Annotated in this window: 14 protein-coding genes; 5 read left to right on the forward strand and 9 right to left on the reverse strand. The window is 38.6% G+C overall.

The window, feature by feature from the left end:
* Positions 1-84 precede the first annotated feature (84 nt).
* Together ACFG4S_RS31990 and ptsP are read left to right on the forward strand one after the other, a co-directional pair.
* A complete protein-coding gene (locus ACFG4S_RS31990) occupies positions 85-1,284 on the forward strand; it encodes a hypothetical protein (RefSeq protein ID WP_392532878.1) in 1,200 nt (399 codons plus the stop codon).
* Between the two features lie 92 nt (positions 1,285-1,376).
* The gene (ptsP, locus tag ACFG4S_RS31995) at positions 1,377-3,893 is read left to right on the forward strand and encodes a phosphoenolpyruvate--protein phosphotransferase (RefSeq protein ID WP_392536130.1); all 2,517 of its coding nucleotides are present in this window, start codon (positions 1,377-1,379) and stop codon (positions 3,891-3,893) included.
* A gap of 259 nt (positions 3,894-4,152) precedes the next feature.
* Here the strand turns inward: ptsP and ACFG4S_RS32000 are convergent, their stop codons facing one another.
* The 3 genes from ACFG4S_RS32000 to ACFG4S_RS32010 all read right to left on the reverse strand — a co-directional run bounded on the left by ACFG4S_RS32000 (position 4,153) and on the right by ACFG4S_RS32010 (position 7,471).
* The gene (locus ACFG4S_RS32000) at positions 4,153-4,569 is read right to left on the reverse strand and encodes a hypothetical protein (RefSeq protein ID WP_392532879.1); all 417 of its coding nucleotides are present in this window, start codon (positions 4,567-4,569) and stop codon (positions 4,153-4,155) included.
* Positions 4,570-4,886: 317 nt separating this feature from the next.
* On the reverse strand, positions 4,887-5,183 hold the full coding sequence (locus tag ACFG4S_RS32005) for a hypothetical protein (RefSeq protein WP_392532880.1): 297 nt from the start codon (positions 5,181-5,183) through the stop codon (positions 4,887-4,889).
* Between the two features lie 206 nt (positions 5,184-5,389).
* On the reverse strand, positions 5,390-7,471 hold the full coding sequence (locus ACFG4S_RS32010) for a TonB-dependent receptor plug domain-containing protein (protein WP_392532881.1): 2,082 nt from the start codon (positions 7,469-7,471) through the stop codon (positions 5,390-5,392).
* A 1,476-nt stretch (positions 7,472-8,947) separates the two neighbouring features.
* Between ACFG4S_RS32010 and ACFG4S_RS32015 the strand changes: the two genes are divergently transcribed.
* Positions 8,948-9,859, forward strand: a complete 912-nt coding sequence (locus ACFG4S_RS32015) for a UbiA family prenyltransferase (RefSeq protein ID WP_392532882.1) — start codon at positions 8,948-8,950, stop codon at positions 9,857-9,859.
* A gap of 58 nt (positions 9,860-9,917) precedes the next feature.
* The gene (locus tag ACFG4S_RS32020) at positions 9,918-11,402 is read left to right on the forward strand and encodes an FAD-dependent oxidoreductase (RefSeq protein WP_392532883.1); all 1,485 of its coding nucleotides are present in this window, start codon (positions 9,918-9,920) and stop codon (positions 11,400-11,402) included.
* A 171-nt stretch (positions 11,403-11,573) separates the two neighbouring features.
* Here ACFG4S_RS32020 and ACFG4S_RS32025 read toward each other — a convergent pair whose 3' ends face one another.
* The 6 genes from ACFG4S_RS32025 to ACFG4S_RS32050 all read right to left on the reverse strand — a co-directional run bounded on the left by ACFG4S_RS32025 (position 11,574) and on the right by ACFG4S_RS32050 (position 20,960).
* Complete coding sequence (locus ACFG4S_RS32025; protein WP_392532884.1) at positions 11,574-17,351, reverse strand: AAA family ATPase; 5,778 nt, start codon at positions 17,349-17,351, stop codon at positions 11,574-11,576.
* 468 nt (positions 17,352-17,819) lie between these two features.
* Complete coding sequence (gene petJ, locus ACFG4S_RS32030) at positions 17,820-18,155, reverse strand: cytochrome c6 PetJ (RefSeq protein ID WP_392532885.1); 336 nt, start codon at positions 18,153-18,155, stop codon at positions 17,820-17,822.
* Positions 18,156-18,256: 101 nt separating this feature from the next.
* Positions 18,257-18,532, reverse strand: a complete 276-nt coding sequence (locus tag ACFG4S_RS32035; protein WP_392536131.1) for a XisI protein — start codon at positions 18,530-18,532, stop codon at positions 18,257-18,259.
* A 56-nt stretch (positions 18,533-18,588) separates the two neighbouring features.
* The gene (locus ACFG4S_RS32040) at positions 18,589-18,999 is read right to left on the reverse strand and encodes a XisH family protein (RefSeq protein ID WP_392532886.1); all 411 of its coding nucleotides are present in this window, start codon (positions 18,997-18,999) and stop codon (positions 18,589-18,591) included.
* Between the two features lie 15 nt (positions 19,000-19,014).
* A complete protein-coding gene (locus ACFG4S_RS32045; RefSeq protein WP_392532887.1) occupies positions 19,015-19,530 on the reverse strand; it encodes a GNAT family N-acetyltransferase in 516 nt (171 codons plus the stop codon).
* Positions 19,531-19,787: 257 nt separating this feature from the next.
* The gene (locus ACFG4S_RS32050) at positions 19,788-20,960 is read right to left on the reverse strand and encodes an RpoD/SigA family RNA polymerase sigma factor (protein WP_392532888.1); all 1,173 of its coding nucleotides are present in this window, start codon (positions 20,958-20,960) and stop codon (positions 19,788-19,790) included.
* Positions 20,961-21,758: 798 nt separating this feature from the next.
* On the opposite strand from ACFG4S_RS32050, the gene priA reads away from it, so the two are divergent.
* Complete coding sequence (priA, locus tag ACFG4S_RS32055) at positions 21,759-24,530, forward strand: primosomal protein N' (RefSeq protein ID WP_392532889.1); 2,772 nt, start codon at positions 21,759-21,761, stop codon at positions 24,528-24,530.
* The last annotated feature ends 222 nt before the right edge of the window (positions 24,531-24,752 follow it).

Raw genomic sequence — 24,752 nt, forward strand, 5'->3', positions numbered from 1 at the left:
TCAAAACTTAGACTTCAAAAGCTAGCTAATATTAAAATCTAGATTATAATTCCTGAGACTTGTTTTTGATCGCAGAAAATACGAATGAATCCTGTAATCAATTTATTATTGCTTTTTTTGCTGCCAATTCTCAGTAGCTTTTGCATTGCTCAAAGTTTTAATCCTTTATCTTCATATCAGCCTCTCCAGATTATAGAAGGTGCAGCTTTATATAAAAAACAATTAACAAACGGTAACGAAGCTTATTTACAAATTATTGACCTCCGCAAAATGCACATCGATCAAATTATTGGAGAGGTTGATAATATGGGGCAAAATCAAGGTAAATATTATAAAGGGGAAGGTGGACATTACAGCCCTTTTTTCCAAAGGAAGTTGTTTTCGCAAGTCACAGATGAATATAAAGAACTTTACGCAAATAATGTTTTTTCACTGATTAATTGTTCTTTTTTTGAGCAGTACGAATCTAGTAGTGAGTTATCTTTTCCAATTAAACTTAATGATGTAGTTATCAGTGGTGGCAATAGTCCCTACGGTCCCATCAAAGAACCAAAAGATCAATATTATCGTAATATTCACCTCAAGGCTTTAGTCTGGGATGATAAACAGGCATACATTACAAATTACGATCCACTTAGCGGTGCTACTCTGAACCAAAAAACTGTAAAAAATGCGATCGTCACTTATGAATACAGCGATCATCCAGCAAAAGTATTAGCTAAAAATCAAGTCAATAAATATCAACTCATCGGTACTCTCAACAAAGATGGTGTGAAAGGCGACGAGTTATTGTTGATAATGACGGTCAACCAAGCAACTCTCGATGAGGGAGCGGATTTATTACGCAAATTAGGAGTCAAAGGCGATATCATTACCGTTGACGGCGGTAGATCGACTTATTTGTTCAATTCCCAAAGCGGGAATATTATCGTTCCACAACAGTCTAATTCACAAGAAAATCCTGCTTTCCGAAATTTACCTCATTACCTGGGATTCCGTAAGAAAAGTCAAAATCAGGTAGCGTCAAAAATCTTCATCAGTCAACCAGTCGGTAAAGTCGTTGCCAAGAAGGATCGGCCTTATTTAATATTGTGGCGAGATAATCTTGATGGTGATGTCTCGATTAAGTTGTACTATGGGAAGAAACTTATCCAAAACATTTCTTCTCGTACCGCCAGCGATGGAGTTTATGAGTGGACACCGCGTATTCCTGTAAAAGAAGGCTATTCTGTTCAGGTTTCTAGCTGGAAAGACCGGAATATTGTCGGACAGTTGCAATTTTAATGATAATAGGTGCATTTTGGCGGTGCAGAATGGGAAAATGAAATGGATAACTAGCTAAGCACAAACCTCTCAAAAAGGTTGACGGTGTGGCAGTGGTAGGAATTGTCATAGTTTCTCACAGTAAACAACTAGCTTTGGGTGTGCGGGAACTCGCCGCCCAGATGGTTCAAGGCCAAGTCTCCATCGCGGTTGCAGCGGGTATTGAAGATCCCGAAAATCCGTTGGGTACAGATCCGATTCAGGTTAGTGAAGCGATCGCTGCTGTTTTTTCTGATGCTGGTGTTTTGGTGTTAATGGATTTGGGGAGTGCTTTGCTAAGTGCAGAAATGGCACTAGAGTTTCTCTCAGTAGAACAGCGGCAAAAAGTGTATTTGTGTGAAGCACCTCTGGTTGAAGGTGCGATCGCGGCTGTGGTAGCTGCGGCGGCTGGTAGAAATATTCACCAAGTGATGGCGGAAGCACGGGGCGCATTAGCCGCAAAAGCGACTCAATTGGGTATGGTTAATAATCCGGTGGCGGTTGTTGATAGCAATATCGCAGCAATTAATACAGAATCGCCAACGCGAGAAATTCGGCTAATTGTCAGCAATCGCTTAGGATTACATGCCCGTCCCGCAGCGCAGTTTGTGGGAACAGCAGCCCGATTTCAATCCCAAATTTTGGTGCAGAATTTAACGAGAAATACTGAGTTAGTCAGGGGCGACAGTATTAATCAAGTCACAACTTTAGGGGTGCGTCAAGGACACGAATTAGTAATTAGTGCCATCGGATCGGATGCTGATGAAGCACTGGCGGCATTGCAAGTATTATTCGCCACTAACTTTGGTGAAGATAATGCGACTTTTAATTATCCATCAGCATTAGGGCATGAAGTCACCCCAGCATCTCACGGGGAACTTTTGGGAATTGCAGCTTCTAGTGGAGTGGCGATCGCACCTGTTGTTCATTATCAACCTACTCCCATTACAGTTACAGAATACCACGTAGATAATGTTGAGGCAGAGTGGCAACGTTTACAAACAGCAATTCGCACTGCTCAACAAGAAATTCAGGCGGTGTTCTCACAAGCATCGATTCAAATTGGCGATGCTGAAGCCGCCATCTTTGATGCCCAACTCCTGTTTTTAGAAGATCCAGTACTCCTAGAAGCGGCTTATGGGCGTATTTTAGAACACCACCTAAATGCTGAGGCTACTTGGCAAGCCGTAGTCGATGAGGTGGTAACCTCCTACCACACAATAGAAGATTCTTATTTGCAAGAGCGAGTTGACGATGTTCTGGATGTCGGGCAAAGAGTCCTGCGATTACTAACTGGGAATGCCCCCGCCAACTTGCATCTTGAGTCACCAGCGATTTTAATAGCCACTGATTTAACGCCTTCGGATACCGCTGGATTAGACCCGACAAAGGTGCTAGGCATTTGTACTACTTCTGGTAGTGCCACTTCCCACAGCGCCATTATCGCCCGCACCTTGGGTATTCCCGCTGTTTTGGGAGTAGATGCCCAGGTGTTGTACTTGGCGGATGGTACACTCATGGCTTTAGATGGTGAAAGTGGTAAAGCTTGGGTAGAACCAGAATCACATATCCTGGAACAGCTTCAAGTAAAGCAAGAAGCTTGGCAAACTGCCCAACAGGAAGCACGAGCCACAGCGCATCAGCCAGCAATTACTCGTGATGGTCGGCAAGTTAGCATTTTTGCCAATATTGGTAGTATCAGTGATGTCCAACTTGCTGTGGCTAATGGTGCAGAAGGTGTGGGACTACTTCGGACTGAGTTTTTGTATTTAGATAGAACAAGCGCCCCCACTGAAGAAGAGCAATTAGTAGTCTATCAGGCGATCGCTCAAGTTTTAGATAATCGGCCGCTAATTATTCGCACCCTAGATATAGGCGGTGATAAACCACTTCCTTATCTTCGGATAGGCTTTCCCGAAGCCAACCCTTTTTTAGGATGGCGGGGAATTCGTTTGTGCTTGGGTCTTCCAGAACTTTTTAAAACTCAGTTGCGAGCAATTTTGAGAGCTAGTGTTGGAAACCAGATTAAAATCATGTTGCCGATGATTGCCACGTTAACTGAGGTACGTGCAGCTAAGGTAATTCTGGGTGAAGTGCAAGCTGAACTAAATCAAGCTGGTATTCCCTTCGATGCAGCGATGCAAGTGGGGATTATGGTGGAGGTGCCATCAGCAGTAGCGATCGCCGATCGGTTAGCTGCTGAGGTAGACTTTTTTAGTATCGGCACTAATGACCTTAGTCAGTATGTCATGGCAGGCGATCGTACTAATCCACGCGTAGCAAATTTAGTTGATGCACTGCAACCAGCAGTATTAAGGATGGTGCAGCAAACTGTCCAAGCTGCCCATACTGCGGGGATTTCGGTGGGGTTATGCGGTGAGTTGGCGGCGGATACTTTAGCCACACCAATTTTATTAGGTTTGGGGCTAGATGAATTGAGCGTCAATCCCCAAAGTATACCTGCAATCAAACAGGCGATCGCTAAATTAAGTTTAGGGGAGAGTGAGGCGATCGTGGCATCAGCATTACAACAAGATTCCGCAGAACATATTAGAGAGTTAATTTCAACTTCAGTTATCCCCCCTGGGTAATTAATTCATAATTGATAATTCGTAATTTAATTAGTTAGAGGTTGTTTGAAAAGTCGCAAAGTATACTATAAACCAATACAGTTCAGATAAGACCAAAACACTTGTAGAGACGGCGATTTATCGCGTCTCGAAAACCCAAAATTTTTGCCAGTAGCCCTTAACCAAGCGTATTGCCTCTTAAAGTCTAAATCCCCAACTAATTCAAGACCACCAAGAAAGACAATTACGCGCAAGTGTTTCGCCAATAATTACGAATTAGTTAAAATCTGATTCCCAGTTGCCCATTAAAGCCACGAATAGAATTGTAACCAGCACCTACAAAAACGTTATTTGTAGCACTTACCTGAACACCGCCTGAAACCGCAACACCTTTATCTTCGGAATAAAGTCCAACTCCTACATAAGGTGAAATTACAGGCAAACTGATAAATTTTAAAACATCTACTCCTGTAGCACCATCAGGGCCAGTTCCTAGTTCAACCCCAAAATTTAAAGCCCTAGCTCCTACAGCATAGGTTACATCGCCATCTTTGCCACCAACTGAAACCCAAGGTTGCGGTATAAGTTGAGCTGATGCTTGACTTGGTGCAAATAAAGCTAACAAACTTATAGATGTAAGTAATGTTTTAGTAATAATCGCTATTTTCACGTTGTTCTTCTCCATTAATTGGTGCATCTTAATTGTCTTCTCATAACTACCCTTGTTTCAGGACTGCTGTTAACTAAGATTTGTCCATGATGGCTAATCGTGACGGATTGAACCTCATTTGAGTGCCCAATGAGTGCAACCATTATTTTTGTAATGTAATATTAATTACAGCCGTGTGCAGCCACAATTGTTAATCATCAAGTATATTTGCTGATTAATTTATCAAAATGCTTAATTACTTTCTGAAAATACCTGATTATTTGCTCAAAATACTTAAATGCTTTCACAAAATGCCATTTGACTTACTCATTTCGGTGTTTTCTGCAAACAAAAGCTATGCATCCCTACTCAAAAGTAGACACATCTCGCAGCAAATTAGGAATTTCTCCTTGAGATAAGGGAAACTCCAGCAAGGTTTCTCTAATACCCAAATACCCAGATTCAGCAAACGACAGAAGCATTCGTGAAAGGGCTAGCCAAACCTCTGATTCGTATTCCCAATCACGATACCGCGAAGCTTGACCAGCAATTGAACGTAGCGCCCAGAAATAAGAATTCCGCACCACCGAACCACCCTTTTTAAACTCTGGTAAATCCTCATGGTGGATAAAAAGCACTTTATTTTCAATTCTTGCTCTCATGGCAATTTTAGATTTTGTATTAAAAGTAAATGTTAAGTAGATTGCATTATAACTTTAGCCTAACCTAAGGCTAGAAAATATGGTGCTTTAGTGACTGTTGTCAAACGCGAAGATCCCCTCTAGCCCCCCTTTTTAAGGGGGGTTGGGGGGATCTCCATCACAATAATGTAGAGATTTTGAAACTCCAAAACCTCTACATTTAATACCTAAAAATTGGCGCTTAAACCCAAACGAAAAGTAAAACCAGGGCTATAGATGCGATTAACTCGCTCATATTGCTCACCTAATAGATTTTCTAAGTAAACTGTCAATCCTAAATTGGTAGTTAAAGGTATACGACCAGTTAAATCTAAATTCACAAAAGATGGTGCAAAATCTGTAGTTCTGTCACCAGGATTATTAAAGATAGATCTGCGAGCGCCACTGTTGTAAGTAACATATAAGTTAGCTTGCCAACCTGCATTTTGATAACCTACACCAGTTTGGAGTACAGAGTAAGGAATTAAACCTAACTGTAAACCTCTTTCTAAGCCTGTTTTGATTTGGGAATCTGTATAAGTGTAGTTGAGAAAAGTTGACCAACCAGCCGCAATTTTTAATTGCAATGCGGCTTCTAAACCATTGGTATCTACTAATCCAATGTTTGCCCATCTTCCGGCGACCACTCCCAGGCGATCGCCTATACTACTACCAAAGTAAGTAAACTGTCCAATCAAATTTTCCGAAAAATTGACATCTACTCCCGCAGTCCAAGTGGAGCCAATTTCTGGCTTTAAATCAGGATTAGGTTCCCAACCATGAACTGTATCATAAACATATAACTGATCTAACCCAGGATTGCGCTGTCCCCCAGCCCAACTCCCACGCACTGCGACTATTGGAGTGACAGCATAACGTAATCCAACACTAGGATTAAGATAATTGCCAAACTGGCTGTCAAAGCTTTGTCTTAGTCCTAAATCTATCAAAAAATTCTCGCCAATATTCAAAGTATTCACAGCAAATAAAGCTGTATTAAACAAACTCCTATTTTCAGTTTCGTTATTGGCAATCCTAATAGGATTCGTACTGAAAACATCACCGTTTAAGTCGGTGTTTTTCAAATCTAATCCCCAGCGTAATTTATTATTAGAGGAAACTTTCCATTCATGGTCTACTCTAGCTGTGAGTTGTTGTGTATCTAAAACTCCTGTACGGTAAAATGCTCCTGTAGGGCCATAGGTGCTGAAATAATCTTGATTGTAACCAATTGAGGTTGTCAGATTAGAGCTTTCTCCATTACCTAGTCGAGTTTTCCAAGATAAGCCAACATTTAAACCATCGTGGTCTAATCTGTCTTGCTGGAGAGGAAAACCAAAGTAAATTAAACCGCGACGACTGCTGAGTTTAGTAATATCTAAATTCAAAGAATTTTTTTTATCTAAATCTAGACCAATGCTTCCAAAGTATGTACTTGTGGCTGTGTCTGCATTCGATAAAAATCCCTGACTATCACGATTTGCTGCACCTACAGGAACACGATAACGGTTATCTGTAAAAAATCTCTCAAAGCTAAAGTTGTACTTTACATTATCAGATGAACCACCATAACTCACTTGTTGATTATTTAAACTCAATGAGCCAAATTCTGCACTAGCACTCAATTTAGGTTTTCCATAACCTTCTTTGGTGATGATATTCACAACTCCGCCAAAGGCTGAAGAACCATATAAAGCCGAGGCTGTCCCACTGTATAATTCTACTCGTTCAATAGCCTCTACCGGAATACTATTTAAGTCAGTTCCACCATGATAAGTGTTGACATTATTATTAATTGGTCTGCCATTAATCAGAAATACAGACTGATTAATTGAAGCACCCCGATAATATGTTCCTGTATGAGTATCTGCACCATGACCTGCATCATTGATAGCAAAACCAGGCATTCTTTTCAAAATATCTGCTAGGCTGGTTGCACCTTGCTTTTCAATTTCTTCTTTATCAATGGCGTAAGTTGGCGTAGATTCGGGCAGATTATCTTTTTCTCCGATCGCTTCTATGGAAATATCTGCGTCATCGCTGGGTTCTGACCCTGTTTCTGACTCAATTTCATTTGGCGCAGATTCTTGAGTTAATAATTCAGCATTAGTAGCGGGTAGCTCAATTTCACTCAAACTAGGAATATCTGAAATGGCTTCGGTTGATTTATCGCTATTTCTTCGCTGAATTTCAGTATCAGCAGCCAAGCCAGGAAACGCTATCAGTAAACTCGGTAAACCTACTGTTAGCAACGAAAAATACTTTTTCACTTCTCTATCACACTAAGTTAAAACAGTCACTACCTGTACTTTCACGGTTGCAGTGCAACTATGTCAAAAGACACACTGTCGTATTTACACCAAGTACGAGTACAGCACCCTAGATTTTGCAGCAACTTCAAGAACGCCTACTTCTTTGGGAATAGTTGAATGTTTTTTCTCTTTGGAAGTCTCTAAATTAGCGATCGCTCCTCATACTCAACCTCACTTCAATTTAGGCATAATAGCTTATTGACCTATAATCCTCTCCTAAAGTGCTTTTTGAGAGTATTCATCAAATAGAGCTATGTCAGAAATACATATAAACTACACCGATTTTGCAGACTTAGATATAGTTATTGTTTCTAAATACAGATTTCTGTTTTTTGTCAATCTACCAACAGATACAAAGTTTTATACTATATCTATTTTATACCTAAGTTTTCTGTATATATTAATATCTCTCTTTTGATAGAGAATTCTATCTCCTGCTCACTTTTAATCTTTCTTACACAGGTATAATATATCTTTTTATAGCAGATAAATATGTCATAACTTCATAACATATCAGTGTTAATACTTAATAGCTAAGTATATAGAATATTTTTTATATTTTTGATGATTTTTTTTGATAAGTCTAACTACATAAAATAAAATCAATTTAATTTTATGTATATTTTTTTTTAATATCTCGTTTTTATTAAGTAAATATAAGCAAGCTTATTGATATTAAATTCTATTTAATTTCTGGCAAATACTACATATATATACATGAAGTATATATATGTAATGAAAAAATCAAGGGCAATATTTTCGATAAACCACTTTCCAAGACGAATTCTAAAATATAAGAAAGGGCTAATTTGTTAATTAAGTTTCTGTAAAAATTATAGCTTTTTATAATATATTACACCCTTATTTTAAGTATTTTTTATCTAAAATACGTATTTTATATTACAATTTCATAAATATTACTTATACTTAATTAAAATTACTTAAGACTACGGTTACAAATATAGAAAAAAAGTTAAATAATCATGAACAGGTTAAGAACTTTCAACCAAATAACACTAAAAGACATTTTGTATACTTTAACACTGTAGTAAGTAGTATTTTCTTATTTAGTAGCTTATAGCCATAAAGTTACTTTTATGACTACAGTAATCCTAAATTGTTTGTGAATACTAAAAATTTTTACGATCTCTTTTCTGGGCGTCTTTTTCTAGTACATCAATTCAATAATCAAAAATCTAAATCTCTACTTAGACAGAAGTTATTTTAGGATTACTCAATTAATTGAATTGGTATTCTAGCAAAACTTTGATAGTCGGAAACCGATCCTCAACGCCAGTTTGGTAACACCAAGCGACTGGCTAGACTTTGCCATACGTGTGGTGCATGAGATTATTTTGAAAATTTATATTCACGATCTAAATAGGATAGGTGTACTACTAGTTTAATTCAACAATTACAAAGGATAAAAAGATCGTGGATGCACAGAGTAGAGTTATATCTTTAAGTTTTCCAGTCATAGGCTTATACAAAAGTCTGCTTCGAGAATTGGATTTAATTTGGCAATTTACGGGGCGTGATATTTCGAGTACTATCATACCACCAGTACTATTTATAGTAGCTGCATCGCATTATGTACAATCATCTTTTAGTGAATTACTTTTAGCATTGGGATATGGCACACTATTTGTCTGGTTGTATCTTTTCTCATTTTGCTTATCTAACCAAATAGCTGGTGTAGAAGAAGATCGAATTAATAAGCCTAATCGCCCACTCGTTACAGGGAAAATCTCACTTCATGGAGCTTTAGTGAGATGGTTTTTGAGTATGGGCTTATTTACGTTTGTAGGCTGGTACTTTGGGGTTTTAGAATGGGCTTTAATTTGCCAGATGGTTGTTATTCTCCATAACTTTGGTGGTTGGGATAAATACTGGATTACCAAAAACTTCTTGATTGGATTAGGTACATTTGCCCACCTTGCAGCAGTCTGGCAATTGATAACGCCAATTACACCGATCGCCTGGCAGTGGCTATTTTTGATCGGTGGTATCTGGAGTACACTAGTCGCAGTTCAGGATCTTCGTGATATAGAGGGCGATCTGGCCGTTAACCGAAGCACATTTCCTATCGCCTTTGGAGAAACTACAAGCCGAATCATACTGAGTCTAGGCTTCGGATTATTACCATTAATTATCCATTTCATATTAATGATGCCGACGGTAAATACTGTCAGTACTTTACTATGTGATATTGTACTGGCAGTATTTAGCTGGTTGATTGCAGCGCGGATTGTCTTGAATCGCTCTCCACAAGAAGATCATCATACTTACATGCTGTTTACTTACTGGTATTGTCTTGTTGTCGCTAGTGCGATCGTTGTTCTTTAACACATACAGCAGAATTCAGGGGCATTGTTCACCCAACTTTTCTCAAAAGGTAAAAACGATGACTAATTTCCAAGTATCTACTCCATCTCTACAATCAACTGTTCGCCACGGTAAGCAAGCTCTTGTCATTGGAGGAAGTATCGCTGGACTGCTAGCTGCAAAAGTACTGACCAAATACTTTGAGCGAGTAACAGTTATTGAACGGGATAACTTAAGAGAAGAAGCAGAACATCGCCACGGTGTACCCCAATCTCCTCATGTCCATACTTTACTCAAGCGTGGTTTGGAGTCGCTGGAAGAACTTTTCCCTGGTATAGAGGCTCAATTAGCCGATTCAGGTGCATCTGCTATAGATTGGGGAAATGATCTGCCTTGGATGGGTTTTGCTGGTTGGGCACCCCGTTTTAATTCTGGTTTAATCACCCACACTTGTAGCCGAAATCTTCTAGAACAGACTATCCGCCGCCGATTAGCTGTTGAAGACAATCTTGTATTTATGCAAGAAGGACAGGTAATTTCTTTATTGTCTAGTTCAGACCGAACTAGCGTTACAGGTGTACGAGTACGCTTTCGCAACCAACCAGAAACAGATTTAATTGCTGATTTGGTTGTGGATGCGAGTGGACGCAATTCCTCAGCGCCTCAGTGGTTAGAAGCAATAGGTTACACACCACCCGAAGAGACAGTGATCAACTCTTTTTTGGGCTATTCCAGCTGCTGGTATCAGCCTCCAACTAACTTGCAATTTGATTGGGAGTGTTTGTACATAACAGTACAACCACCAAATAACAATCGTGGTGGTGTAATTTATAAAGTTGAAGGTAATCGTTGGATTCTCACACTCATAGGTGTAGGTAAAGATTATCCACCTACCGATAAAGAAGGCTTTTTAGACTTTGCCCGTAGCTTGCGATCGCCAGCTATCTATGAAGCTATCAGAGATGCCCAGCCACTCTCATCTATCTATGGTTATCGACGAACAGAAAATCGTCTGCGTCATTATGAAAAACTCAAAAGAGTACCAGAAAACTTTGTGTTAGTAGGTGATGCTGTCTGTGCTTTCAATCCTGTCTACGGACAAGGTATGACTGTTGCCGCTATAGATGCATTGACTCTAGATCAATGTTTAAATCAGCAATTATCTAGCCATCTTGACTGGAATTTAATCGGTCTATCTCGGCATTTTCAAAAACAACTGAACAAAGTAATTGCTGTACCTTGGTTGATGACAACAGGTGAGGATTTACGTTGGGATACAACTGAAGGAGGTCAACCCGATTTCATCAGCCGACTCATGCAACGGTATCTCGATCAAGTTCTATTACTACAAACTGAAAGTGCTGAGATTCACAAAACATTCTTAGAAGTGATACACATGCTAAAGCCACCTACTGTATTTTTCCAGCCCAGTATCAGCAAAAAAGTGTTGAAGCGAGTCATTAATTGGCATAGCAAAAACGAGCATTTTACCGATCAACAAGACGTTCCCAAAAAACTGTATGATGTTATTTCTGCTCAGAAATCTCCCGTTACAAAATCATAAAATCATCTCAAAGAGAGTAGTAGTCTGTTAATAAATAATTGATGCATAGATTCCTTGTAGAGACGGCGATTTATCGCGTCTCTCTAACCGTAAAAATCAATTTTATAAACCAGTAGGAGCTGAGGGATGAGGGAGCAGGGCGGGAAAGAATAACTAATGCCCAATTCCCAATTATCCCTGGTGTATCGGTATCTCAATTATGAAATCAGTTCCCTGTCTTGGAACAGAACAACAGGTTAACTGACCTTTGTGTTTATCCACAACAATTTGATAACTAATCGATAAACCCAATCCCATACCATTTCCTACTGATTTAGTCGTAAAAAATGGGTCAAATATTTTTTGTTGCACCTGGGTACTCATCCCACAGCCATTATCAGAAATCCGAATCATCACCCTATTGGTATTTGTTAGTTGAGTAAAGATGTGAATTTGTCTCCGTACCCCTTCTACATCTACTGTCAGTTCTGATGATTGCAAGCGTTCTCGAGGGCTTCTTTCTTTATCATTTACCCATGACGAATGACCAATGAAAAATGACTCTTCTAAAGCATCGATCGCATTACTTAAAATATTCATAAATACCTGATTAAGTTGACCTGGGTAACAAGTAACTTCTGGTAGATGTCCATATTCTTTGATAACTTCTATTTCAGAACGTCCGCTCCTGGGTTCGAGTCGGTGTTGTAAAATCATCAAAGTGCTATCTATACCTTCATGAATATTTACAGGTTTCATTTCTGATTCATCTAAGCGTGAGAAGTTCCGTAATCCCAAAATAATGTTTCGGATACGTGAGCTTCCAAGTTTCATAGAATCCAGAATTTTTGGTAAATCATGTAATAAGAAATTGAGGTCAAATCCCTCAATTCTCTCTTTCATCAGACTAGAAGGATTGGGACACTCCTCTTGATAGATATTCACTAAATTTAGCAAGTCTTGAACATACTCATTAACATGATTTATATTTCCATGAATAAAGTTAATGGGATTATTAATTTCATGTGCAATTCCTGCCACCATTTGTCCTAGCGAAGACATTTTTTCACTTTGAATTAATTGACTTTGGGTACTGTGTAATTCTTGTATAGCTTTGTGTAAGCATTGATTTCTGTCGTTTAACTCTTGTGTTCTCTCATTGACTTTTTCTTCGAGAGTCTGGCTATATTTTTCTAAGTTTTCTTTAGCTTGCGCTAAATTTTTATAGAGGATAGCATTTTCCAAAGAGATTGCTGCTTGAGTACTGAGGAGATTGAGAATTCCAATGCGATCGCGCGTAAATGCTGCCGTTGTTAGATTATTCTCTAGATAAAGGATACCTAGTAAATTACCTTGATTGAGAATAGGAATACACAAGAGACTTTTCGGTTTCTCTTGAAGAATATAGGAATCATTTACTAGAAAGTTAACAATATTTGTATTATCGCTTACAAAGATTTCCCTTGTACGTTTAACATAGTTAATCAAAGTAATAGGAACATCAGAACTGGAATCTAAATTAATTGATGGAAAATGAGTAGAAATATCTCCAAAATTTGAACCCAAACCAATTGCTGCAACAGTTAAGTTCAATTTATCACCTTCACTCAAAATCATAGCGCACTTAGAAGCTCCTGCATTCTCAATGACAACTGCTATCAATGCAGAAAGCAACTCCTCCATCTCGATTTTTCCAGAGATTGCTTGAGAGGCTTTAATTACAGATGCCAAATCCAGCATATCTGAAATGCTAGTACTAAGAACTGTTTCATTATTCCTAGAAAGAGTTTGGGATATACGTATAGAACCAGTACTTGTATCATTAATATAGATATTAAGCTTTTCTTGCTGGATAATCGGAGTTAGTAATTGAGAATAGCGTTTTTGCAAATCTTCAACTTTAGCTAATGCTCCCCACTTAACGTAGCCATAGTAGGCATCAGTAAGGTACATTTTAGCAATCTTTGGTTTCTTGAGTTCTAAATAAAACTTAGCCGCAAGTTCGTGAGCAAGAGCTTCTTCATTAAGATATTTATGTTCTTGGGCATAGGTAATAGCTTGGTCATAATTATCCATTGCTTCAATAGCTTCGCCAAGAACTCGATGTCGTTCTGCTTCTACTAAATAAAATTTATGCAAATAATTCATTGGGGCATAATGTGCCCACTGCTTCATCTTTTCTTGATTAGCAGCTACTTTTTCGAGGTTTTGTTGTTGTTCAATTTCTGTGACGTTAGGATATACCGCTAATCTAGCGAGTGAATCATAGAAATGGAAAACAGGAACAGCTAGTTGTCCTATGCCACCATCTAAAAATTTTTCTGCTAAGACTGCATTTTCTACAGCTTGAAAATATTCTTGAAATAAATAGCAGAGATGTAATTTTCCTAAATATAAATATAAAAGACCTACTGCATCTTTAGCTTCAAGATGGATAGGCAGCATTTGATTTTCGTCGTAAGCTTTACCAATTAAAGAATATGTGTTGTCCGTAGTTCCCAGCAAATTTAAGACGATTTGTCTATAGATATTACTCCAATGCAAAGGTCTTTCTTGTTTGATTTGACTAATAGCATTATTATAATTCTCCATTTCTTGTTCTAACTCAGTCAATTCTCTACCGATGAAATATGAAAAGCTCGAATAATACATTAAAGAATAAGCTGCAAATTCTAAATCACCCGTTTCTAATCCGGCAGAGTAAGACTCAAGTAAACATTTTAATGTTTCGTTAACATGTTTGTGCCAAATTTCGATAAGAGAATAAAATCCTTGCATAACTCTAGCTTTTATCTGTTTAGCACCAGATTTAGCTAATAAATTTAAAGCTAACTTACCAAATTGATAACCAGATTCAAAATCTCTTATTACCCCACAAAGCATCACTCCATAAACTACATAAGCATAAGCAGACAAGGAAGCATTACCATATTTTATTGATAAATTTATTTGCTTTAGGCAAATAAGTAAGAATAATTCAGGAGCAACTTGATAAGCAACAGGAGCAGTACTAGATAAAATACACATAGCTGCTAATAGCTGAGGCTGCTTCATCTCTGAGAGATTAATTAACTCTTCAATGTGCTTTCCAGATAAATTGGATGTTATTTCTGCCATTGCTACTTGAATATCAAGTGGGTTTGGATTATCAGGAAATTCCACCCCTAACAATTTCAAAAAGCTTAAAGAAGTATTGACAGATGTCAATGCTTTATTTTGCGCTCCATAAGCTTGAATTTTAATTTCACAAACTTTTACTTTTTCCAGTAGTGTTTTTGCTTGTGCTAATACTACCTCTACTAATTGCTCCATTTTTTCAAAGTTACCACTGAGGTATGCAGCCTCTGCTGCTGTTTCATACAAAGCGATAGTTATCTCATATTTTTTCTCCCAACTATCATTTGATAGTAGTTCTATACCAGTAATTAAATACTTACTTGCAGCAAGATAAGCTGTTGAAGCTAAAGCTTTACGTCCTGCGATTAGATTCATCTGAGCTAATTCATCACGCTCAGCTTGATCTGTGATAATTTCAACTGCAACATTAAATTGATTCACCAACTGAAAAATCTTTTCTACCCGTTCTGCAACTGAGATATTTTTTAATATTAGTTGCCCAATACGCAAGTGAATTTGCTTTTTTTGGTCTTCAGGAATCAGAGAATAAGCAGCTTGCTGGACTCTATCATGTATAAATTTATAGTGAGGATATTCAAATTTACCAAGTGGTACTTGCTGCGATTTTTTACTATCAAAAGCTTCTACTGAAATCTTGCCATTTTGAAATAATTTATAAGCTTCTGTCTGAGGTAAAACTAGCCCTTCATATAAAGCTTTCCATATTTCAGATGCCGTGTCAACGGCAGATTTTTCATTGATTATGGCAAGAGTCTTTAAGTCAAATTCATTGCCAATACAGGCTGCAAATTTCAAAACATCTTGCGTGATTCTGGGCAACTTTTCTATTTGAAGTGCCATAAATTCAACGATATCATCTGTGAGAGACAATACTTGTAACTCGGCAATATTATACTCCCAACATCCAACACTATAATTAAATTTAATAATATTATCTTTGTGCAAAGACTTCAGGAATTGAATAGCAAAGAAAGGATTACCTTTAGTTTTAGCGAAAACCATTTGATTCAAAGGAATAGCCAAGTTCTCGTGGCAACATAAAGTATCAGCAATCAAACAATTTAAATCATTTTGATTTAAAGGCTGTAGGGTAATACTATTAATAGACCCTCCTGATTTCTCAATTTCCTGTATTGTCAAGCAAAGGGGATGTGCTTGAGAAACTTCATTGTCACGATATGCACCAATTAATAATAAACCACCTTCGCTATTATCAAGACTTTGTGTGTCCTCACCTTCCCAATATTCTCCATCAAAGGTGGGAATCCATAAGTTTTCTTTGCTTTCAATAGAAGACAATAAAGTTTTTTGAGTGAATACATTGCTTTGACTCATTAATAATTGAAGAAATTTTAAAGATGTTGTGTCTGCCCATTGCAAGTCATCAAGAAAGATTACTAAAGGATGTTCTTTACTGATGAATACCTGAATAAATTTCTTGAATAATAAGTTAAAGCGATTTTGGGCAGCATTACCAGAGAGTTCTACAAACTTTGGTTGGTCACCAATAATCTGCTCTAGTGCAGGAATCACATCACTAATTACCTGAGCTTGTTCACCCAATGCCGAAAGAATTTTGACCTTCCACTGTTGAATTTGAGTCTCAGTTTCTACCAAAATTTGTCCGATTAAGTCACTAAAAGCTTGTACTAAGGCTGATAAAGGAATTTCGCGTTGAAACTGGTCAAATTTACCTTTAATGTAGTAACTACGCTGTCGTAAAATGGGTTTATGAACTTCGTTAACTACCGCAGTTTTACCAATACCAGAAAAACCTGCAACCAAAACCATTTCTGTTGTCCCTTGTGTCACACGGTCAAAAGCGGCAAGAAGATTTGCTACTTCTTGTTGACGACCATAAAGTTTTTCGGGAATGAGAAAACGATCTGATATATCTTTAATACCTAAGTTGAATGGTTGAATATTACCAGTTTCTTGCCACTGCTCATAACATATATCTAAGTCATGCTTAAGTCCGTGGGCACTTTGGTAGCGGTCTTCGGCATTTTTTGCCATCAATTTCATTACAATGTTACAAATGACTTGGGAAATCTCTTCAGTTTTGAATTTTGTTAGCGCACCGTTAGCGAGTCCACGAATGTCATTTTGAATTTTGAATTTATCCGGTTGCTTGGCAATATGAGAGTGGATTAACTCCATCGGGTCAGTACTAGTGAATGGTAACTGTCCGGTGAGAATTTCAAAAAATGTCACTCCCAAGGAATAGAAATCGCTACGGTAATCAATACCACGATTCATTCTTCCAGTTTGTTCGGGGGAAATATAAGCTAATGTCCCTTCTAGGACGTTGGGGTTAGTGAGAAATTGAATTTCCCTGGGTAATAGAGTCGCTATGCTGAAGTCAATAAGTTTGACTTCGAGAGTGCTAGGATTAATCAGGATGTTGGCGGGTTTGATATCTTTGTGGATGATGCGATCGCGATGCAGTTCCTCTAGGGCAGATACTATTTGTATGGCAATCTGGAAAAACTCACTTAAGCTAAAAATATCTTTTTCTTTTCTCTTTCCCCAATCTTTGAGCGATATGCCGCTAAAGTCTTCCATCACCAGGGCATAGGCGTTACGGTAATTTTCTAAACTTAGAGGTTTCACTATGCCTTTCAAATTGAGGTTTTTAGTGATTGTATATTGATTCCGGAATTGGGCAATTTCATGGATAGTAGGATACTCATTCCGCATCAGTTTGATGACCACTATTTTTTGGTCTTGTTTTCTGATAGCTCGATAAACTAAGGTTTTACTACCCGAATAAATTTGCTCTGTGATGCGATATCCAGAAAGAGGGAGTATATCATTGGATAATACTAACATTGCAGTGCTATTTATAATATTGTTACTCTGTCTAGTATTCCCTTTTACTTATTCTTAATATCACTTTTTGTATATAGCATTCCTATTTGATTTTTGAAGAAGACTCAGTACGGCTCTATCGTTTATTTACCCCAACCCTAGCCAGACAAGCAACCTCAGGAATAAAACCAGATTCCTATATTAATCCTAATTTTATTTTATTCCGCAAATTTTATATCCCCGACTTCTTTAAGAAGCTGAATATCTTTTTGAACGCTAGTGATTCAATTTCAATACTGCTATATTATGATTTTGATGAAAGACTAAATTATTTCTTTATGAGAGATTTTGCTTAATTAAATATAAATTTAATTTAAAGCCTCCGTATAAATATCACTGTATAACTCAGTAATACTTACATTTTCCAGTCATAAAATTAGCGGGACGAAAAATCCCGCTAATTATTAATTTTTCAAGTTAGAGTTTAGACTACTTCCAGTCCTTATCTGCTTGTTCCAGGACATAAGCAGCTACATTTTCAATCTCATTAGCTTTCAAACGACCGCGGAAGGCAGGCATGGCATTTTTACCTTTTGTTATTTGGGCAATAATGGCTTCTGCTGAGTACATACTATACTTTTCCAAAGCATTCTTCTTCAGGCTCTTATCAGCTTGAACTAAATTCTTACCACCTGCATGACAAGAAGCACAATTAGCACTAAATAATTTACCTCCACTAACACTATCTGCGGCTAAAGCTGGACTACTGAAGGCAAAGGTGAAGATTGCTATGCCTAACAGTATGACTGTAATAATTCTTTTCATTTCCTATTCTCTCTGCAATAACGGCTTATTCGGTGGAATATCCTCCATAATTGTCAGTTGAGCTGTTGCCATAGTCAAATGACAAGCTGTCAAACTTAGCCTCAAAAAGTTCCAAACCCCGTAAACTGACGCACATAGGGTTCGTGAAATGCCAAAATGATATCTTGCTTGGGTACTCCCATTTCAATCAATCGATTGGCAATTCCTTCTTCTGTGCCATCGTGTTGAATCCATATTTTTCCATCTTTAATATCGAGATGTAAAATACAGCCAAAATCGCGTTTATTTCCACGCCAGCCAACATAAAGTAATTGATAGTGGTCTTGCTGTTCGTCAAAAATTGTTTGCACCTCATACTCTTCGGCATTTCGTGACATCGAAGCTCGCTTTTGCCGTTCGGAAAGAATGTGTCGAATATATTGCCGATATTTTTCTACAGCCATTGATGAATAACCTCCTTTTGGACATCGTAAATCATCAATCGTAATTGATATTTTGTAACCGCCGATACAATAAATTTACGTTGAAAAAAACTTTCATAAATCGGTAAACGAACAGCTAAATAAAGTTGGCGTTCTGGTTCAACTTTATTTAATGCATCCCGATAGTTTAAAAATTGTCCCAAGGCTGTATGAAATTCTGAAACATTCGATGGACTAATAAAACTTTTAATTTCTACTGCTATTTTTGTTCCCTCTCGCTCTGCTCCTAAAAGTTGCTCTGCTGCTAAATCAATCTCAAAATCTACATCATCCAGATTAATTTCATAAGGGTCAGCCGTAATCTTCCAGCCGTCTTTTTCTAAAGCTTTTCTAACAATATTATGAAATCTATCTTTTGCCATCAAAGTTCAGTATAGTCAGATAATTTCATCTTCGTAGTCTAACACAGCCCCTAACTGATTCAGCCGATTTTCTGTGATGCGACAAATTCGCCAATCATCTAATATAGATGCTCCCATGCTGCGGTAAAATGCTTGGGCTGATTCATTCCAATCTAAGACACTCCATTCTAACCGCCCACAATTCCGTTCTAAAGCTATCTGAGCTAGTTTAGTTAGGAGAGCCTTACCAATACCTTGCCTACGGTATTCTGGTAAAACAAATAAATCTTCTAGATAAATTCCTGGCTTAGTTAGAAATGTTGAATAATTATGAAAAAATAGGGCAAAACCAACAGCTTGTCCACCACATTCTGCTAATATTGCTTCTATATACTTGTGCGAACCAAACAAATGTTCTTTTAGTGCTAGAGCATTACCAGTGATAGCGTCAGATAATTTTTCATACTCAGCAAGCTCTTCAATTAATTTAAACAGTACGCTGTAATCATCTGGCTCAGCAAAACGCACAATCAAATTGCTACTCGAAGTCATTAGTCTATAGTCTATAGTACATAGTCCATAGTCTATAGTCTATAGTTAATTATGCATTTTTTGACGAATGACTAAAAAAGCCAAAAAAAGGTACAAGACACCCGGTTTTTGTAGTTGGCGTAGGCGTAGCCAGTCGTAGACATTACGAAAGGTCAATAAATATACAGATACAATCTCCATCTTAGTTTCTTAATGGAGGTAATTAGGTGAGCTATTGTATCTCTAGCTGAAGCCAAATACTGACTTTGTAAATGTAATTAAATCAACCAACCTTTTAAACGTTTGGCTATGTGGGGACGCCGCAATTTCCGCATAGCTTTACTTTGAATTTGTCGCACTCGCTCACGCGAAAGATTGAACATATTGCCAACTTCTTCCAAAGTACATGGTTCGCTGGTTGTCAAACCATAGCGCAGAGAAATTACATCTTTCTCCCGTGGAGTTAACACGTCACCCAATACTTCCCAAATCTCCTGACGCATCATGTTTTCATTCATTTTTGCTTCTGGAGATAAGTTATCTTCATCTTCTAACAAATCCATCAATTCCGTGTCTTCTTCTTTGCCAACGCGGTGGTTGAGAGAAAGTGCTTGACGCCGTAATTGTTGGAGTTGTCGTAATTGTTGGACACTTATTTCCAAAAATTCTGCCATTTCACCTTCAGTAGGATTACGACAGAGTTTTTGCTTGAGTTCCCGTTGGGCTTTTTTTAGCTTATTAAGTTTTTCAACAATATGAATAGGTAGCCGAATTGTTCGGGCATCGTTAGCGATCGCTCTGGTAATTGCTTGTCTAATCCACCAATAGGCGTAGGTAGAAAACTTATATCCTTTATCTGGATCAAACTTTTCTGTAGCGCGATTTAAACCCATTGCTCCTTCCTGAATTAAATCCAGAAAAGGCACTCCCCGATTCAAGTATCGTTTAGCAATAGAAACTACTAATCTCAGATTCGAGCGAATCATTTTGCGTTTCGCTACTCTACCTTGATATAAGCGACTGTCTAATTGCTTTTCGGTCATTTCTAGCTCAGAAGCTACTTCTAGCTTGCTAGGTTCCTGTCCCAATTTTAACTGTAAGCTAGCTTGTAATTCCCTAACTTCCTCTAAAAACTTAACTCGTCGTGCTAACTCTACTTCTTCGTCAGCTTTTAGCAGCGGATAACGCGCCATTTCCTTAAAAAACGCGCCTACAGCATCATCATGCTCGGTTTTATTGTATCCCGAAGGACGAGCCGCTGCCATCTGATCTCCATCTCGTTCTTCTGATTCGAGATTTTCTACTAAAATTGGAGACTCTTCATCTACCACTGCATCTAAATTGTCGAGTAATGGTTCTTCACTATCAGCAGTATTCTCCAGTATTTCCATTTTTCCCAATTCAACAATATTCATAGTTTCCTTTAGGGATTGTTGTTTTGTTTGGTACATAATTTTACAGCTACTCATTTGAGGCTTGGTAGTTTTCCCTAATGGACGAATGCACCCGTTCATATAGCCAAATACAAGGTTATGCCAATTTATCTTGAGAAATAAAAATCTGCATATACCTACTAACTAAAGGTTATGGTTAGATACAACCTATAACCTAACCGTTCTTCACACCCAACAAAACTTTGTTCTCAGACTGACAACAGATATATTCTTCATTTTTTTCTTAATTAGCAAATATGTCAAACCTCCTCAAACTTTCTCAACCTTAACAATTATAAAAATCTCAGCTAACCTTCCAAATATCTTAAATCTTCATATATCTTTCTAAATATTTTTAATGTCTAGGTATTTAAAGTGACTGGATAAAATGAAATAAAATTTGGTGTTACGCTTATGCATTCCCAATTCAACTTACCGCGATCGTACAAATTACAAGAATGGCAGCTTAATTGCGGGATATTCTTATTTGTATAAAAGCATCTCATATACTTAAAGAGTTGAATATCTATCGATAGACGGAAAAAAGCTACTCCCTATTTAGTATCTAGAGCAACTTTTGCCGCAATAGCTGAGATGCTTTTATTCGTATAGTGAACACCAAATATTTATTGCATGTATAGTTGATACGAATTTGTCTAGTAGATTACATAAGAGGAAACTTATCAAGTATTATGAAGTATAACAGTATTGGCAAATACCATTTAAGTCTAACAAAGCAAAAAACTAGAGTTGAGTTAGCCAGCTTAATTTTGACTAGTTCAGTGAGTAAAATATCTAACTCTTAAGTCCGGAATTATGTATATTAATGACCTAAGTTTATCTCCTTTAGTAGTAGCAGAACCAGGGCAATCTTATCAGTCCGACTTACTTATTAATCGGTGGGTTGAAGTGCTGGTAGACTGTCCAGGTTCCATAACGGAAGTAGAAAAAGGCGGAAATCTATACCCGTATAAATTGCCAACGGGGTTAGAAGTAAAACCTGGAGATATTTTGAGTGTGCCATTTGGGGCACAACATCTCACAGGGGTAGCCATTAGGTTGCTGACAAAACCTCCAGCGGACTTACCATTAGAAAAAATTCGGGATGTGGAAGATGTTATTCAGAAAAAATTCTTTCGAGATAGTTACTGGATTCTAATGGAACGGGTGTCGCAGTATTACTACACACAATTGATTCAGGTAATACGTACAGCGCTACCACCAGGATTATTGGGGCGATCGCAGCGTCGCATCCGCTTAACTGTAGCTGGTGCAGCAGTGTCTGTTAACACTACTGCTAATGCTTGGTTAGATACACCTTTGATGCGTACTGTTCACCAGCCTTATTCTCGCCTAATTAAGTTTTATTTATTCAACACAATTAAAAATAATTATTTGATTAAGATTTTGGCTTTATTAAGCTTTCAAAGCTTAGTAGTAAAAGTTAATAATGCAGATGCTAATAAAATTCTGCAACTCCTACAACAACAGTCAGACGGGGATTATAGCTTTCGCCACTTACAGGGTCAAGTCCAACGAGCTTACCAAGGAATCCGCGAACTCTTGCGACGAGGTTTAGTAGAAAGTTACTTAGAACCGCCCCAACTAACTAAACCGAAATTTGAAAAAGCAGTGACGCTAGTGGAGAGTACATTCGATCGCGACTTAACAACTCGCCAACGAGAAATTTTAGAAGTGTTGCGGCGGCATGGTGGTGAGTTATGGCAAAGTGAATTGTTGCAAATTTGCCATGCGAGTTCCTCTATCATCAAAACCTTGGGACAAAAGGGCTATATCGTTGTTGAAGAACGGGAAGTATTGCGAACAGAACAAAGCCCAGCATTAGCCCAAGATCAACCAAAGACATTAAATACAGCCCAAGCTAGCGCCCTAGCGACAATCCAGACACTCAACGGATTTGCTCAAGTTTTATTGCATGGGGTGACAGGTTCTGGAAAAACCGAAGTATATTTGCAAGCGATCGCTCCTCTCCTCAATCAAGGCAAATCTGCTCTGGTTTTAGTCCCAGAAATTGGACTGACACCCCAGTTAACCGATCGTTTTCGCGCCCGTTTTGGCAGTAAAGTCAGCGTTTATCACAGCGCCCTCTCAGATGGTGAACGTTACGACACTTGGCGACAAATGCTTACTGGAGAACCCCAAGTTGTCATCGGTACCCGCAGCGCCGTTTTCGCTCCTTTACCCAACTTGGGTTTAATCATCCTAGATGAAGAACACGACAGCAGCTTTAAACAAGACTCCCCCATTCCCACCTACCACGCCCGTACCGTCGCCCAGTGGCGAGCCGAATTAGAAAATTGTCCCCTGGTGTTGGGTTCTGCCACGCCTTCCTTAGAAAGTTGGGTAAGCGTGAGGAGGCAGGGGGGCAAAGGGGCAGGGGAGCAGGGGAGCAGGGGAGCAGAGGAAGAATTCCTAACTCCTCACTCCCCACTCAGCACTCAACACGGGCTAAACGCCCCGCTACCGCTAACAGCACTCAGCACTCACTACCTCTCCCTCCCCGAACGCATCAACTCCCGCCCTCTACCGCCAGTAGAAATTGTCGATATGCGCCAAGAGTTGCAGCAGGGAAATCGTTCTATATTTAGTAGATCCTTGCAAGAAGCTTTAGAAGAGTTGCAAGAAAGAAAACAACAGGGAATTTTATTTATCCATCGTCGGGGACACAGTACTTTTGTCTCTTGCCGCAGTTGTGGATATGTCCTGGAATGTCCTCACTGTGACGTTTCCTTGGCGTATCACCACACCGAAGAAGGAGCGCCGGAATTATTGCGGTGTCATTACTGTAACTATACGCGATCGCACCCCAAATTCTGCCCCGATTGCAGTTCGCCTTACCTCAAATTCTTCGGTAGTGGGACTCAACGAGTCGCCCAGGAATTAGCGCGACAGTTCCCGCAGTTGCGCTTGATTCGGTTTGATAGCGATACCACCCGCAACAAAGGCGCACACCGTACCCTACTTACCAAATTTGCCAACGGCGAAGCGGATTTATTAGTCGGTACGCAAATGCTCACCAAAGGTTTAGATTTACCCCAAGTCACACTTGTGGGCGTCGTCGCCGCCGATGGATTGCTGCATTTATCAGATTATCGCGCCAGCGAACGAGCATTTCAAACCTTGACTCAGGTAGCTGGACGTGCTGGGAGAGGGGAAGATCCGGGTAGGGTGATTGTACAAACATACACCACAGAGCATCAAGTAATTTCAGCAGTGCGATCGCACGATTATCAATCTTTCTCCCAAGCTGAGTTAGAACAACGTCAAGCACTGAATTATCCCCCCTATGGACGGTTAATTTTATTGCGCTTAAGTAGTCTCGATCCCATTCAAGTGCAAAATACAGCGCAAATAATTGCTACAGCTTTGGATGTAGAAGAAGAATTCGAGATATTAGGCCCAGCACCAGCGAGTATTTTACGGGTCGCTAATCGTTATCGCTGGCAAATATTAATTAAATTTGACGCTGATGAATTACCAAAATTGCCAGATTGGGAACAAGTGCGATCGCTTTGTCCTTCTTCTGTTAGCTTAACTATTGATGTAGACCCATTAAATATTATGTGAATTGCGAGAAAAAATACCAATGTATCGGGCTAATTCACATTTATTGCTGCAATGAATCAATTTAAACCTGATTATTATTCACAACACATATTGATAAAATTAATCTCCCGTTAGTACAAAAACATCCCTTTACGCATCGTTAACTTTAAGTATTATTGCTACGTTAATATTTCTCGCTTTAGGTTGGCTGATTACCAAACGTCAATAAAGTTGTACAATCGC

This window comes from Nostoc sp. C117 (genome assembly GCF_043099735.1).
Taxonomy (GTDB): domain Bacteria; phylum Cyanobacteriota; class Cyanobacteriia; order Cyanobacteriales; family Nostocaceae; genus Nostoc.

Bases quoted from the DNA above. Each gene is read 5' to 3' on its own strand.
- ACFG4S_RS32005 (WP_392532880.1), bottom strand. From the start codon at position 5,183: ATGAGAGCAAGAATTGAAAATAAAGTGCTTTTTATCCACCATGAGGAT.
- ACFG4S_RS32045 (WP_392532887.1), bottom strand. From the start codon at position 19,530: ATGACTTCGAGTAGCAATTTGATTGTGCGTTTTGCTGAGCCAGATGAT.
- ACFG4S_RS32035 (WP_392536131.1), bottom strand. From the start codon at position 18,532: ATGTCACGAAATGCCGAAGAGTATGAGGTGCAAACAATTTTTGACGAA.
- ACFG4S_RS32020 (WP_392532883.1), top strand. From the start codon at position 9,918: ATGACTAATTTCCAAGTATCTACTCCATCTCTACAATCAACTGTTCGC.
- ACFG4S_RS32000 (WP_392532879.1), bottom strand. From the start codon at position 4,569: ATGCACCAATTAATGGAGAAGAACAACGTGAAAATAGCGATTATTACT.
- ACFG4S_RS31990 (WP_392532878.1), top strand. From the start codon at position 85: ATGAATCCTGTAATCAATTTATTATTGCTTTTTTTGCTGCCAATTCTC.
- ACFG4S_RS32040 (WP_392532886.1), bottom strand. From the start codon at position 18,999: ATGGCAAAAGATAGATTTCATAATATTGTTAGAAAAGCTTTAGAAAAA.
- ACFG4S_RS32025 (WP_392532884.1), bottom strand. From the start codon at position 17,351: ATGTTAGTATTATCCAATGATATACTCCCTCTTTCTGGATATCGCATC.
- petJ (WP_392532885.1), bottom strand. From the start codon at position 18,155: ATGAAAAGAATTATTACAGTCATACTGTTAGGCATAGCAATCTTCACC.
- priA (WP_392532889.1), top strand. From the start codon at position 21,759: ATGTATATTAATGACCTAAGTTTATCTCCTTTAGTAGTAGCAGAACCA.
- ACFG4S_RS32050 (WP_392532888.1), bottom strand. From the start codon at position 20,960: ATGTACCAAACAAAACAACAATCCCTAAAGGAAACTATGAATATTGTT.